Below are 12,670 nucleotides of genomic sequence, written 5' to 3' on the forward strand. Positions count from 1 at the left end.
ATCGCGGCGGCCGGGGCCGCCGCCCAATCGGAGACGGGTGAAATGGAGACAACGCTGCGAGGCGTCGGCGTGAGCCACGGGGTGGCGATCGGCGAGGTGCGGCACATGGGCACGGCGGTCCTCGAACCGCCGGCCAGGCAGATCACCGCCGATGAGGCGGCGCGCGAACAGGGGCGCGCCCGCCAGGCCGTGAAAGCCGTGGCGGCCGACCTGATCGCGCGTGGCCAGCTGGCCGGTGGCGAGGCCCAGCACGTGCTCGAGGCCCAGGCGATGATCGCCGAGGACCCCGAGCTGATGGCGGACGTCGACCGGCGGATCGCCGTCGGCAGCACCGCCGAGCGCGGTGTGTACGACGCCTTCGCCGCCTACCGCGACCTGCTCGCTGGGGCCGGCGAGTACATGGCCGGCCGGGTGGCCGACCTGGACGACGTGCGCAACCGCATCGTGGCGCGGCTGCTCGGTGTGCCGATGCCGGGTGTGCCCGACAGCGACGAGCCGTACGTGCTGATCGCGCGGGACCTGGCGCCCGCCGACACCGCCCTGCTCGACCCGGCTCTCGTCCTCGGCTTCGTGACCGAGGAGGGCGGGCCGACCAGCCACAGCGCGATCCTTGCGCGCGCCCTGGGTGTGCCGGCGATCGTGGCCCTGCCGGGGGCCTGCGAGATCGCCGAGGGCACCATGATCGCGGTGGACGGCAGCACGGGTGACCTGTTCGTCGACCCGTCCGCGGAGAAACGGGCCGAGCTGGAGGCGGCTGCCGCCGAGCGCAAGGCGGCGCTGGCCGCCTCGTCCGGTCCGGGTGCGACCTCCGACGGTCACAAGGTGCCGCTGCTGGCCAACGTCGGCGGTCCCGGGGACGTGCCGGCGGCCGTCGAGGCCGGGGCCGAGGGCGTGGGCCTGTTCCGCACCGAGTTCCTCTTCCTGGACGACAGCAAGAAGGCGCCGTCCGAGGAGAAGCAGGTCGACTCCTACCGCAAGGTGCTCGAAGCCTTTCCCGAGGGACGGGTCGTCGTGCGTGTGCTCGACGCGGGCGCCGACAAGCCGCTGGACTTCCTGACGCCTGCCGACGAGCCGAACCCGGCTCTGGGCGTGCGGGGGCTGCGCTCGCTCCTGGACCACCCGGAGGTGCTGCGGACACAGCTCACCGCGCTGGCGAAGGCTGCGCGGGGGCTGCCGGTCCACCTGGAGGTCATGGCTCCGATGGTGGCCGACCGCGCCGACGCGAAGGCCTTCGCCGACGCGTGCCGCGAGGCCGGGCTCCAGGCGAAGTTCGGCGCGATGGTGGAGATCCCCTCCGCCGCGCTCCGTGCGCGCTCGATCCTCCAGGAGGTCGAGTTCCTCTCGCTGGGCACGAACGACCTGGCGCAGTACGCCTTCGCCGCCGACCGGCAGGTCGGCGCCGTGTCCCGGCTCCAGGACCCGTGGCAGCCCGCGCTGCTCGACCTGATCGCGATGGCGGCCGGGGCGGCCAAGGCGGAGGGCAAGAGCTGCGGTGTGTGCGGCGAGGCCGCCTCCGACCCGCTGCTGGCCTGCGTGCTGACCGGTCTGGGTGTCACCTCCTTGTCGATGGGAGCCGCGTCGATCCCGTACGTCCGGGCGACGCTCGCCAAGCACACGCTGGCGCAGTGCGAGCGGGCCGCGGCGGCGGCCCGTGCGGCGGACAGCGCCGAGGAGGCCCGCGTGGCCGCCCAGGCGGTGCTCTCCGGCGAGTAGCCGGACGGTTGTAGTGCGGAACGAGGGGCCCTCGCCGGTGGCGGGGGCCCCTCGGGCTTCTCAGTGATGGGGGCCGGGGTCGTCGACCTCGTAGCCCGGGCAGTATTCGACGCCGGGTTCGGGGGCGACGATGTCTCCGGTGTCGGCGTCGGTGCAGTACGCGTTGAACACGGCCGCCGCCGAGAGGGCCGTGAGGCGGCCGCGGTCCAGGCGCCAGCCGTGGACCCGGTCCCGATGGCCCTCGGTGGTGCTGCGTACGACGAGTCCCCCGGGGCCGCCGAGGGCGAGGCCCGCGGCGAGGACCGTCACGAAGTCGAGGCTCTCGCGGCCGTCGATCCGCGGCGGGGTGTCCGGGTCGCCGGTGGTGTCGGCGTGCAAGACGGCGACGAGCTGCTCGTCCTCGGTCGGGACGCTGCAGACGAAGTGGTGGTGGCCGGGGCCCGCGCCGGCCAGGAGGCGTTTCAGCGCATCGGTGGCGCGGTCGAAGGAGGCGTGGCCGATGTCCTCGCCGCAGTCGGCGCAGCGGCCCACTCCGGCGAGGACCCCGGTGGCGTACTCCCAGGTGGCCTGGCGGACGGCCTCGTCGACGAGGAGCGGCACGAGTTCGTCGATGGGCTGGCCGGTGTAGGGCAGGACGGTCCCGCGGCCGGCGAGTTCGGCGGTGAAGCGGGTGCGGGTCCGGGACGTGTCCGGGTCCAGGCCGTGTTCCCCGCAGTACTCGGCGTACTCGTCGGGGTCGAAGAGTGCGACGGTGGTGTGGATGCCCCGGGCCGCGAAGGACCGGAGCAAACCGTCGACGTGGTGGAGGTAGTCGGCGTAGTCGGCCTGGCGGTCGAAGCCGAAGGTGCGGTAGCCGCACATGGCCGCGAAGTCCCCGGCGTCGGCCAGGAGGCCGACGGTGCCGGGGACCTCGCGGCGCAGCGCGCGGCGCCGGTGGGTACCGGTGTCGTTCTTGCGTGGCATGGCTGGCTCCCCCTGAGTGCGATCACTCCAGTGCGATCACTTGCTCACTCAGCGTAACCATCACCACTGACAGTGACAGTGCCAGTGGCGGTGGCGGTGGCGGTAGCGGTGGCAGCCGTAGGAGCCGGGGCGGACCTCAGGCGCGGCTGCTGCTGCGGGTGCGGGCCAATTCCTCGTAGAAGCCGAGGAGGTCGATGTTGTCGACGGACCCCGGGTTGACCGCCTTCGCCAGCGGCGTGCCCTGCAGGAGCCGCTTGACCGGGACCTCGATCCGCTTGCCGGTGAGGGTGTGCGGGATCGCCGGCACCTCGATGATCTCGTCGGGGACGTGGCGCGGGGAGAGTTCCTCGCGGATCGTCGCCTTGATCCGGGCGCGCAGCTCGTCGTCCAGGGCCGCGCCGGGGGCCAGGTGGACGAAGAGCGGCATCCAGTAGCCGCCGTTCGGCTCCTCCAGGCCGATGACCAGGGACTCCTTGATCTCCGGGAGTCGTTCGACGGCCTCGTAGATATCGGCGGATCCCATCCGGACGCCCTGGCGGTTGAGCGTGGAGTCGGAACGGCCGTGGATGATCACCGAACCGTGGTCGGTGAGCGTGATCCAGTCGCCGTGGCGCCAGACGCCCGGGAACATCTCGAAGTAGCTGTCGCGGTAACGGCTGCCGTCGGGGTCGTTCCAGAAGTGGATCGGCATGGACGGCATGGGGTTGGTGACGACGAGTTCGCCCACCTCGCCGACGACCGGCTTGCCGGACGGGTCCCAGGACTGGAGGTCCGTGCCAAGGCAGGCCGCCTGGAGCTCGCCGATGTGGACGGGCAGGGTGGGGACGGCGCCCGCGAAGCAGCTGCAGACGTCGGTGCCGCCACTGACGGAGGCGATCCACAGGTCCTCGGCGACCTCGTCGTGAAGCCAGCGGAAGCCGTCGGGCGGCAACGGGGACCCGGTGGTCGCCACGCACTTCACCGCGGAGAGGTCGAAGTCGCGGGACGGGTGGACCTCGGCCTTGCGGCAGGCCATGACGTAGGCGGCGGAGGTGCCGTAGAGCGTGGCGCGGGTGCGCTCGGCGATGCGCCACTGCGCGCCCGTGTCCGGGTAGCCGGGGCTGCCGTCGTAGAGGACGACCGTCGTACCGGTGAGGAGTCCGGAGACGAGGAAGTTCCACATCATCCAGCCGGTGGAGGTGTACCAGAAGAACCGGTCCTCCGGGCCGAGGTCGCAGTGCAGGCCGAGCTGCTTGAGATGTTCGAGGAGGATGCCGCCCTGGGACTGGACGATGGCCTTGGGCAGACCGGTGGTACCGGAGGAGTAGAGCACCCAGAGCGGGTGGTCGAAGGGGACCGGCTCGAAGACGGGCTCGGTGTCCGCGGCGGTGAGCGCCGACCATTCCAGGGCGCCTTCGGGGGCGGGCGTGCCGAGGAGCGGGATGTGGACGACGGCGCGCAGGGAGGGGAGCTCGGCGCGGAGCTCGGCCACGGCTTCGCGGCGGTCGTGCTCCTTGCCGCCGTAGCGGTACCCGTCCACGGTGAACAGGACGACCGGCTCGACCTGCTGGAAGCGGTCGAGGACGCTGCGGGCACCGAAGTCGGGGGCGCAGGAGGTCCACACGCCGCCGACCGCGGCGGTGGCGAGGAGGGCCACGGCCGCCTCGGGGATGTTGGGGAGGTAGCCGCTGACCCGGTCACCGGGGCGTACGCCGAGGGCGCGCAGCTCGGCGGCGAGGGAGCCGACCTGGCGGCGGAGTTCGGCCCAGGTGACGGGGACGGGCTCGTGGGTCTCGTCCACGTACAGCAGGGCGGGGTCGTCGGCGCGGGCCGGGTCCTCGGCGGCGCGCAGCGCGTGCTCGGCGTAGTTGAGGGTGGCTCCGGTGAACCACTGGGCCCCGGGCATGGAGCGGTCGGCGAGGACGGACTCGTACGGGGTGGTGAAGCGGACGTCGAACCATTCGGCGACGGCCTGCCAGAAGATGTCGAGCTCGTCGACGGACCAGCGGTGCAGAGCGGGGTAGCCGCCGTCCGCGGGGGCTCCGAAGCGCGTCGCGGCCCAGGCCTGGAAGGCGGTGATCCGGGCCGCGGCGATCCGGTCGGGGCCCGGCGCCCAGAGGGGTTCCGGCTGGGTGGCTGAGGTCATGGGTCGGCTCCCGGTCAAGTCTGCGGCTCGCGCTTCGTGTGCGTGTGCGGTGTACGTGTACGTGTGCATGTACGTGTGCATGTATGTGTACGTGTACGTGTGCGTACGGTGCCGTCGCGCGCGGGGGTGCGTGCGCGGCGGCTCACAGGGACGATGCCATGTGATCGACGGCTGCACCAGGGCCGACCTGGCCGGTCGGGTGACCGGCGGAGGACGCCGCCGGTGGGTGAACGGCAGTTGAACGCCGTCCCCTCGGTCGGGGGCCGGTGGCAGGGTGAGCGGCATGGACGGTCGTGATCTGGTGCGTGCGGTGAAGGACATCGGTACGGAGCGCGGTCGGCGGACCTGGCTCTCGGCGTGGCGTCGGCGGCGCGCGGACGCGGTGGGGCTCCCGCGCCGGGGCGCGGAACGGGCGCGGGTGCCGGGGCTGCTGGTCGGTACGGAGCCGAGGCCGGGCGGGGGCGTACTGCGGTTCGCGCGCTCGGAGCTGGTGGTGCGGGTGATGGCGGGCGGGGTGGTGTTCTGGGCCTGGGACGGGGCCGCGGCGACGCCGTCGTACGCGGTGGTGGGGAGCGGGCCGGAGCCGGATCTGCGGGCCGTGCTGGAGCCGGACACCGGAGGCGGCTGGCGGGTGGTGTCGGAGCGGGTGACGGTGGCCGTGTCCCGGTACGGGGCGCTGGAGGTGCGCACCCCCGGCGGGACGGTGCTGCGGCGGGAGTCGCCGCCGCGATGGTGGGAACCGGTACCCCTCGCCGGGGAGGCCGCAGAGGGGGTGGCCTCGTCCGGGGCCCGCCCCGCGGATGCCACGGCGGCACGCTCCGACGGGTCCGGGTCCGGGTTCGCCGGACCGGGCGGAACGGGAGCCCTCTCCGGCGGGGCCGGGGCGAGTACGGACGGGCCGGAGCCCGACGGGACGGGGTCGGGATCCGGCCACGCAGCGGCGGGCGCCGGCGGGGCAGGGACGGGCTCCGGCGGGACGGGAGCGAGGTCCGGCCGGGACGGGGCGGGCGGCCGGGGGAACGAGGTGGCCTCGGCTGCGGCGGGCGCCGCTGGGACGGGGGCGGGCACCGGCGAGACGAGGTCGGGTTCGGACCGGACGGCGTCACCGGACGGGGCGCGCGGCCGGGGGGACGAGGTGGCCTCGGCAGCGGCGGGCGCCGCTGGGACGGAGGCGGGCACCGGCGAGACGAGGTCGGGTTCGGACCGGACGGCGTCGCCGGACGGGGCGGGCGGCCGGGGGGACGAGGTGGCCTCCGCGGCGGTGGGCGGCGGGGGGCGGTGGGGGCTGCGGAGTGAGGTGCCGGCGGATGCGCGGTTCTTCGGGCTGGGTGGGCGGGCCTCGGGGCCGCGGCTGCGCGACGGGGCGTACCGGCTGTGGAACACGGACCCCAAGGGCGGCTTCGGGCCGGGCGTCGATCCGCTCTACCTCACCATGCCGGTGCAGATGGTCGTGGCGGACGCGGGGACCCATCTGGTCTTCCACGACAACTGCTGGGACGGCCGGGTGGTGCTGCGCGAGGGTGAGGAGGGCGTCGGATCGGGGCCGGACCGTCCCGGGGCGAGCGAACTGCGCATGGAGGGCGGGCCGCTGCGGTGCTGGGTGCTGGTGGGGACGCCGGCCCGGGTGCTCCAGGGCTGGTCGGCGCTGACGGGCGGGGCCGCGGTGCCGCCCGAGTGGGCGCTGGGGTACCAGCACGCACGGTGGGGGTTCGGGAGTGCGGCGGAGGTGCGGCGGGTGGTCGCGGGGTACGCGGCGCGCGGGCTCGCGCTGTCGGCCGTACACCTGGACATCGACCACTACGACGGGCACCGGGTGTTCACCGTGGACGAGGAACGGTTCCCGGATCTGCCGGGGCTGGCCCGGGAGTTGCGCGAGCAGGGGGTGCGGCTCGTGTCGATCGTGGACCCGGCGGTGAAGGCGGGTGACGCACTGCACGCGGCCGGGCTGACGGTGGGGTCGGGGGGCGCCTTCGTACGGGACGCGCGCGGGCGGGAGGTGCGCGGGGAGGTGTGGCCGGGCGAGTGCGCCTATCCGGACTTCACGGATCCGGAGGTGCGGGAGTGGTGGGGCGGACTGTACGAGGAGCGGCTCGGGCAGGGCTTCTCCGGCTTCTGGCACGACATGAACGAGCCGGTGTCCTTCGCGGCGTTCGGGGACGCCACGCTGCCGCGGTCGGCGCGGCACGCGATGGACGGGGCGGGCGGTGACCATCGTGAGGGCCACAACGTGTACGCGTTGGGGATGGCGCGGGCGGGATGGGAGGGTCTGGTCCGGCTGCGGCCCGAGGAGCGGCCGTTCATGTTCTCCCGGTCGGGGTGGGCGGGCATGCAACGGTACGGGGGCACCTGGTCGGGCGATGTGGAGACCAGCTGGGAGGGGCTGCGGGCCTCGCTGGCGCTGGTGATCGGGCTCGGGTTGTGCGGGGTGCCGTATTCAGGGCCGGACGTGGGCGGGTTCGGCGGTTCGCCGTCGCCGGAGTTGTACGTGCGGTGGCTGCAACTGGGCGCCTACATGCCGTTGTTCCGTACGCATTCGGCGATCTGGGCGGGGCGGCGGGAGCCGTGGGAGTTCGGGCCGGAGGTGGAGGAGCAGGCGCGGGCGGTGATGGCGGAACGGGAGCGGCTGCGGCCGTACTTCGTGACGCTCGCCCATATGGCGCGCCGGACCGGCGCTCCGTACGTGCGGCCGGTGTGGTGGGGCGCGCCGGAGGACCGGCGGTTGCGGGACTGCGAGGACGCGTTCCTGCTGGGTGACGCGCTGCTGGTCGCGCCGGTGCTGGAGCGCGGGGCGGACCGGCGGGCGGTACGGCTGCCACGGGGCCGGTGGTACGACACCGCGACGGGGGCGGCGTACGAGGGACCGGGCCAGATCCTGCTGGACGCGCCGCAGGGCCGGATCCCGGTGCTGGCGCGGGCGGGTGCGGTGCTGCCGGTGCGGTCCGCGGGGGGCGGTGGGGTGGAGCTGGAGGTCTGGGCGCCGGCCCGGGGGCGTACGGGCGGCGGGGTGGTGGTCCGGGACCCGGGGCCGGGGTTCGGGGCGGGCCGGGTCGAGCGGTACACCTCGCGGTGGGCCGGGGAGGCGGTGGTGGTGGAGGACGAGACGGGGGCGCCGGTGGAGAGCGTGGTGGTGCGGGGGTTGTAGCGGGCGGTGCGGTGCGGGTGACTGCGGCTTCAGGAACGGGGCTCCGCCCCGGACCCCGCGCCTGGAAACGCCGGCGAGGCTGGGAGCGGGGGGCGGATGGGGCCGCGCGCGCCTCGGACGTCGGCGAGGCCGGAAGGGCACGCGCCTCCAACACCGGCGGGCGGGACGTGACCCCGGACGCCGGCGAGGCTGGCAGTGGGGGCGGAAGGGGCGAACTCCGGCGGGGCCGGAGGGTCAGGCGTAGTGGCCCGCGAACCAGGATGCCGCCGCTTGGGTGTGGAGGGGGAAGGCCAGGGGGGTGGGGGTGCGCAGGATGTGCCAGCCCGTGGTTTCGTCCGTCGGCTTCGAGGCGGGGAGGGTGTCGGCGGGGCGCGGCGGCAGGAGGCCGAAGAGGAGGAGGTGGCCGGCCGGGGAGCTCAGGGCGTCGGCCAGGGTGACGTCCGCGGCGGAGGCGGTGATGCCGGTCTCCTCGCGCAGCTCGCGGACGACGGCGTCGCGCCAGTCCTCGCCGAAGTCGATGAAGCCGCCGGGGAGGGCGATACCGCCGAGGGCCGGTTCGATGGTGCGGGTGATGACCACCAGGCCGGTGCCGTCCGCGTCCTCGACGGGGAGGAGGGTGACGGCCACGGGGAGCGGGTTGCGGTAGGCGGTGGCACCGCAGGACGGGCAGGTGCGGGGCCAGGTGGTCGTACCGTACGGCGCTCCGCAGGTGGAGCAGTGCGAGTCCCTCAGGTGTGCCGGCATGCGGTGATGGTATGCCAAGGGGTATGCGGATGACGGCTGTTGCGGGGCTGGTCGGGGTGCTGGCGGGCGGGGCCGCGGCGCCGCCGGGGTTCACTGCGCTGCGGGAGGTGGATCCGAGCATCCGGCAGGACATGCGGTACGCGGGTGGGCGGAACTTCACCGGCGCGGTGGTCGACGGGTACGAGGAGCCGGAGTGCCTGCTGGCCCGGCCGGCCGCGGAGGCGCTGCGGCGGGCGCAGCGGGTGCTGCTGCGGCGGGGCTACTCGCTGCGGGTGTACGACTGTTACCGGCCGCAGCGGGCGGTGGACCGGTTCGTACGGTGGGCGCGGGAGGAGGACGGTCCCGAGGACCTGGCGCGCAAGGCGGAGTTCTATCCGCGGGTGGAGCGCGGCCGGCTGATCGCCGACGGGTACATCGCGGAGCGGTCCGGGCACAGCCGTGGGAGCACGGTCGACGTGACGCTGGAGGAACTCCCGGGCCGGGAGGTCGACATGGGGACGGCGTTCGACTTCTTCGATCCGCTGTCGCACACGGACGATCCGCGGGTGACCGGCGCCGCCCGCGCCAACCGGCAGGTGCTGAAGCGGGTGCTGGGCGCGCAGGGGTTCGTGAACCTTCCCGAGGAGTGGTGGCACTTCACCTACAAGCCGGAGGCGTACCCGGACACGTATTTCGACTTCCCCGTCGCTGTCGCCGAGGTCCGGCCCTGAGTACGTTGCCCGCATGACGTATCGCTCATACGAGGAATTCTGGCCGTACTACGTCGCGATGCACTCCCGGGCCGCCACCCGCTGGGTGCATCTGACCGGCACGCTCACCGGTCTGGCGCTGACCGCCTACGGGGTGGCGCGGGGCCGCGGGCGCTGGCTCGCCGCTCTTCCCCTGATCGGGTACGGGACCGCCTGGCCGGCGCACTTCCTGATCGAGGGGAACAATCCGGCCACGTTCGGGCATCCGGTGTGGTCGCTGCGCGGGGACGCGCAGATGATCCGGATGATGCTGGCCGGGCGGGACGCGGAGCTGGACGAGATCGCGGGCAAGTGGCTCGCCGAGAACCGGTGACCCGGGCCGGGCGGCCGTGGCAGACTCCTTACTTCTGACGGTACGTCAGTTCGTCGGCACGGCATGGGAGGGGTCTTGGCACGCACGCGCACACCCGTCGTGAGCGGGTGGTTCACCGAGAACGCGCCGGGCGGGGGCGGCTTCCGGCTGCTCGGCACCCGGTGCTCGGCCTGCACCGCGGTGTTCTTCCCCCGCGAGGACACCTACTGCCGCAACCCGCGGTGTCCCGGCGGCGGGGAGCTCGCCGAGGTGCCGCTCTCGGCCCGGGGCCGCGTCTGGTCCTGCACCGACGGGCGCTACCGGCCGCCCGCGCCCTACGTGTCCGACCCGGCCGAGCCGTGGGAGCCGTACACCCTGGTCGCGGTGGAGCTGGAGGCCGAGGGGATGGTCGTGCTGGGGCAGGCCGCGCCCGGGATCGGGGTCGCCGACCTGGCGGTGGGCACGGAGGTCGAGGTGGTGGGCGGCGTGCTGGACGAGGACGCCGAAACGACCTGGGTGACCTGGCGGTTCAGGCCGGTGGGAGGGAGCTCGTGAGCGCCGACGTCGCCGTCCTGGGGGCCGGCATGCACCCGTGGGGCAAATGGGGCCGCAGCTTCGTGGAGTACGGGCGGACCGCGGCGCGGGCGGCGCTCGCGGACGCCGGACTGGACTGGACGGACGTGGGGTCGGTCGTCGGCGCCGACACCGTGCGTTCCGGCTACCCCGGCTACGTGGCCGGAGCCACCTTCGCCCGGGCCCTCGGCTGGCAGGGCGCCCGCGTGACCAGCGTGTACGCGGCCTGCGCGTCCGGGGCGCAGGCCATCGGGACGGCCCGCGCGCAGATCCTGGCGGGGCTGGCCGACGTGGTGCTCGTGGTCGGCGCGGACGCGGCGCCCAAGGGGTTCTTCGCACCGGCCGGCGGGGACCGGCCGGACGATCCGGACTGGCTGCGGTTCCGGGTGCTGGGTGCGACCAACCCGGCGTACTTCGCGCTGTACGCCCGTCGGCGGATGGCGGTCCACGGGGACACCCTGGAGGACTTCGCCCGGGTGAAGGTGAAGAACGCGGCGGCGGGGCGGCTCAACCCGCACGCCCGCTACCGTACGGCCGTCACCGCCGAGGAGGTCGCCGCCTCCGCGGTGGTCGCCGATCCGCTCCGGCTGCTCGACATCTGCGCGACCTCCGACGGGGGCGCGGCGCTGGTGCTGACCAGCATGGACTTCGCGCGCTCGCGCGGGGTGGCCGATCCGGTGCGGGTCCGGGCCGTGTCGACGGTGACGCCCACCTATCCACGGACGGTGCTGGACCTGCCGGACATCGCCACCGACTCGACGACGGCCGTGGAGCCGGTGGCCGGATCCTTCCGGTCCTCGATCGCGCGCGCCGCCTACGAGGAGGCCGGGCTGGGCCCGCAGGACCTCTCGCTCGCCGAGGTGTACGACCTGTCCACCGCCCTGGAGCTGCAGTGGTACGAGGACATCGGGCTGTGCGCGGAGGGTGAGGGGGCGAAGCTGCTGCGGGAGGGCGCGACGGCCCTGGGCGGGCGGATCCCCGTCAACACCAGTGGTGGGCTGGCCTCGTTCGGGGAGGCCGTGCCGGCCCAGGCCATCGCGCAGGTGTGCGAGCTGACGTGGCAGTTGCGCGGTACGGCCGGGGAGCGGCAGGTGCCCGGGGCGCGGGTGGGGATCACCGCCAACCAGGGTCTGTTCGGGCACGGTTCGGCCGTCGTCGCCGTGCGCTGAGCAGCTCGTGCCGTCGCAACGCTTGACGACCCCGGGCGGCAGGTTCACACTCGCTCCACAGTCCCGCGCCGCGACGGGACCGTGAACCCCCCGTGAGAGCTGCGGCCCGTACCCCAGTCGGCGGGGGTACGGGTCGCGCCCGTGCGTCCGTCGGCGGATCAGGCTCCCGCGGACAGGCTCCGGCGCCGCTCGCGCGCCAGGGACATCGCGTGCTCCACGACCCCCACCAGCACGTCCTTCACGGACTCCCTGTCCCGTGCGTCGCACAGCAGCACCGGCACCCCGGGGTCGAGGTCGAGTGCCGTCCGTACGGTCACCACGGGGTGGCGGTCGGCCCCGTCGAAGCAGTTGACCGCGACGACGAACGGGATCCCGCGCCGCTCGAAGTAGTCGATGGCGGCGAAACAGTCGGCCAGGCGGCGGGTGTCCGCGAGGACCACCGCGCCCAGGGAGCCCTGGGCCAGCTCGTCCCACAGGAACCAGAAGCGGTCCTGTCCGGGCGTGCCGAACAGGTACAGCACCAGGTCCTCGCGGAGCGTGATGCGCCCGAAGTCCATGGCCACGGTCGTGGTGCTCTTGCCCTCCACTCCCCCGGTGTCGTCGACGCCGACGCCGGGCTCGGAGAGCCGTTCCTCGGTCCGGAGCGGTCTGATCTCGCTGACCGCGCTGACCAGGGTGGTCTTGCCCACCCCGAAGCCGCCCGCGACCAGGATCTTCAAGGTCAGCGGCTCGACCGGCGACACCGCGTGCATGGCACCGGTGCGGCTAAAGCGCCCGAAGGCCATCGATCACCTCACGCAGAATGGATTCATCAGGCAGTTCTGCCGGGGGTACCGGCCTGGTCACGTGGACCAGTTCCTCATCGACCAGGTCGCCGATCAGGACGCGCACGACCCCGACCGCGAGGTCGAGGTCGGCCGCGAGTTCGGCGACCGACTGGGGCCGTTCCCGGCACAGCCCGAGGATGTGGGCGTGTTCCGGGGAGAGGGTCATGTCCCAGACCGGATCGTCCGCCGCCGGTTCGGCGACGACGAGGGCGATCAGGTCGAGGCGGTGCTGGCCCGCGTGGCTGGTGCGGCCGCGGGTCATGGCGTAGGGGCGTACGACGGGACCCGCGTCGTCGTCGAACCAGTGCGCGTGGTCTAAGGCGGACGGGTCGAAGGGCATGCCGACGGGAGCGTCGGCGAGATGGTCCTGGCC

The 12,670-nt window shown here is 74.0% G+C and carries 11 protein-coding genes; 6 read left to right on the forward strand and 5 right to left on the reverse strand.

The features are described from left to right. Positions 1-42: 42 nt before the first annotated feature. Positions 43-1,713: a phosphoenolpyruvate--protein phosphotransferase gene (ptsP, locus tag NRK68_RS05870; protein ID WP_183067469.1), complete on the forward strand. Its 1,671-nt coding sequence runs from the start codon at positions 43-45 to the stop codon at positions 1,711-1,713. 60 nt (positions 1,714-1,773) lie between these two features. Here the strand turns inward: ptsP and NRK68_RS05875 are convergent, their stop codons facing one another. After that, a complete protein-coding gene (locus NRK68_RS05875) occupies positions 1,774-2,676 on the reverse strand; it encodes a DUF8829 domain-containing protein (RefSeq protein WP_257855257.1) in 903 nt (300 codons plus the stop codon). A gap of 136 nt (positions 2,677-2,812) precedes the next feature. Next, positions 2,813-4,801 carry an acetoacetate--CoA ligase gene (locus NRK68_RS05880; RefSeq protein ID WP_183067471.1) on the reverse strand — a complete coding sequence of 663 codons (1,989 nt, stop codon included), beginning with the start codon at positions 4,799-4,801 and terminating at the stop codon, positions 2,813-2,815. A 283-nt stretch (positions 4,802-5,084) separates the two neighbouring features. On the opposite strand from NRK68_RS05880, the gene NRK68_RS05885 reads away from it, so the two are divergent. After that, entirely contained in the window at positions 5,085-7,943 is a 2,859-nt protein-coding gene (locus tag NRK68_RS05885) for a glycoside hydrolase family 31 protein (protein WP_257855258.1), read from the forward strand. 234 nt (positions 7,944-8,177) lie between these two features. On the opposite strand, the gene NRK68_RS05890 is transcribed toward NRK68_RS05885, so the two are convergent. Beyond that, positions 8,178-8,687: an NUDIX domain-containing protein gene (locus tag NRK68_RS05890; protein WP_183067473.1), complete on the reverse strand. Its 510-nt coding sequence runs from the start codon at positions 8,685-8,687 to the stop codon at positions 8,178-8,180. 29 nt (positions 8,688-8,716) lie between these two features. Here NRK68_RS05890 and NRK68_RS05895 point away from each other — a divergent pair, with 29 nt between their 5' ends. From NRK68_RS05895 to NRK68_RS05910, 4 genes are all read left to right on the forward strand, one after another. Continuing rightward, entirely contained in the window at positions 8,717-9,397 is a 681-nt protein-coding gene (locus tag NRK68_RS05895) for a M15 family metallopeptidase (protein ID WP_257855259.1), read from the forward strand. A gap of 13 nt (positions 9,398-9,410) precedes the next feature. Next, complete coding sequence (locus tag NRK68_RS05900; protein ID WP_183067475.1) at positions 9,411-9,749, forward strand: Mpo1-like protein; 339 nt, start codon at positions 9,411-9,413, stop codon at positions 9,747-9,749. A 75-nt stretch (positions 9,750-9,824) separates the two neighbouring features. Then, a complete protein-coding gene (locus tag NRK68_RS05905; RefSeq protein ID WP_183067476.1) occupies positions 9,825-10,283 on the forward strand; it encodes a Zn-ribbon domain-containing OB-fold protein in 459 nt (152 codons plus the stop codon). Beyond that, on the forward strand, positions 10,280-11,470 hold the full coding sequence (locus NRK68_RS05910) for a lipid-transfer protein (protein ID WP_183067477.1): 1,191 nt from the start codon (positions 10,280-10,282) through the stop codon (positions 11,468-11,470). The genes NRK68_RS05905 and NRK68_RS05910 overlap by 4 nt, the downstream gene beginning before the upstream one ends. A gap of 158 nt (positions 11,471-11,628) precedes the next feature. On the opposite strand, the gene NRK68_RS05915 is transcribed toward NRK68_RS05910, so the two are convergent. Continuing rightward, the gene (locus tag NRK68_RS05915) at positions 11,629-12,255 is read right to left on the reverse strand and encodes a GTP-binding protein (RefSeq protein ID WP_030389931.1); all 627 of its coding nucleotides are present in this window, start codon (positions 12,253-12,255) and stop codon (positions 11,629-11,631) included. Next, positions 12,236-12,637, reverse strand: a complete 402-nt coding sequence (locus NRK68_RS05920) for a DUF742 domain-containing protein (RefSeq protein ID WP_030964628.1) — start codon at positions 12,635-12,637, stop codon at positions 12,236-12,238. Before NRK68_RS05920 ends, NRK68_RS05915 begins: the two co-directional genes overlap by 20 nt. Positions 12,638-12,670: the final 33 nt, after the last annotated feature.

It is taken from the genome of Streptomyces yangpuensis (assembly GCF_024666385.1).
Lineage (GTDB): Bacteria > Actinomycetota > Actinomycetes > Streptomycetales > Streptomycetaceae > Streptomyces > Streptomyces yangpuensis.

What these genes read in the sequence shown, in the direction of transcription:
- NRK68_RS05890 (WP_183067473.1), bottom strand. Translation starts at nt 8,687, where the DNA reads ATGCCGGCACACCTGAGGGACTCGCACTGCTCCACCTGCGGAGCGCCG.
- NRK68_RS05885 (WP_257855258.1), top strand. Translation starts at nt 5,085, where the DNA reads ATGGACGGTCGTGATCTGGTGCGTGCGGTGAAGGACATCGGTACGGAG.
- NRK68_RS05875 (WP_257855257.1), bottom strand. Translation starts at nt 2,676, where the DNA reads ATGCCACGCAAGAACGACACCGGTACCCACCGGCGCCGCGCGCTGCGC.
- NRK68_RS05900 (WP_183067475.1), top strand. Translation starts at nt 9,411, where the DNA reads ATGACGTATCGCTCATACGAGGAATTCTGGCCGTACTACGTCGCGATG.
- ptsP (WP_183067469.1), top strand. Translation starts at nt 43, where the DNA reads ATGGAGACAACGCTGCGAGGCGTCGGCGTGAGCCACGGGGTGGCGATC.
- NRK68_RS05915 (WP_030389931.1), bottom strand. Translation starts at nt 12,255, where the DNA reads ATGGCCTTCGGGCGCTTTAGCCGCACCGGTGCCATGCACGCGGTGTCG.
- NRK68_RS05920 (WP_030964628.1), bottom strand. Translation starts at nt 12,637, where the DNA reads ATGCCCTTCGACCCGTCCGCCTTAGACCACGCGCACTGGTTCGACGAC.
- NRK68_RS05895 (WP_257855259.1), top strand. Translation starts at nt 8,717, where the DNA reads ATGACGGCTGTTGCGGGGCTGGTCGGGGTGCTGGCGGGCGGGGCCGCG.
- NRK68_RS05880 (WP_183067471.1), bottom strand. Translation starts at nt 4,801, where the DNA reads ATGACCTCAGCCACCCAGCCGGAACCCCTCTGGGCGCCGGGCCCCGAC.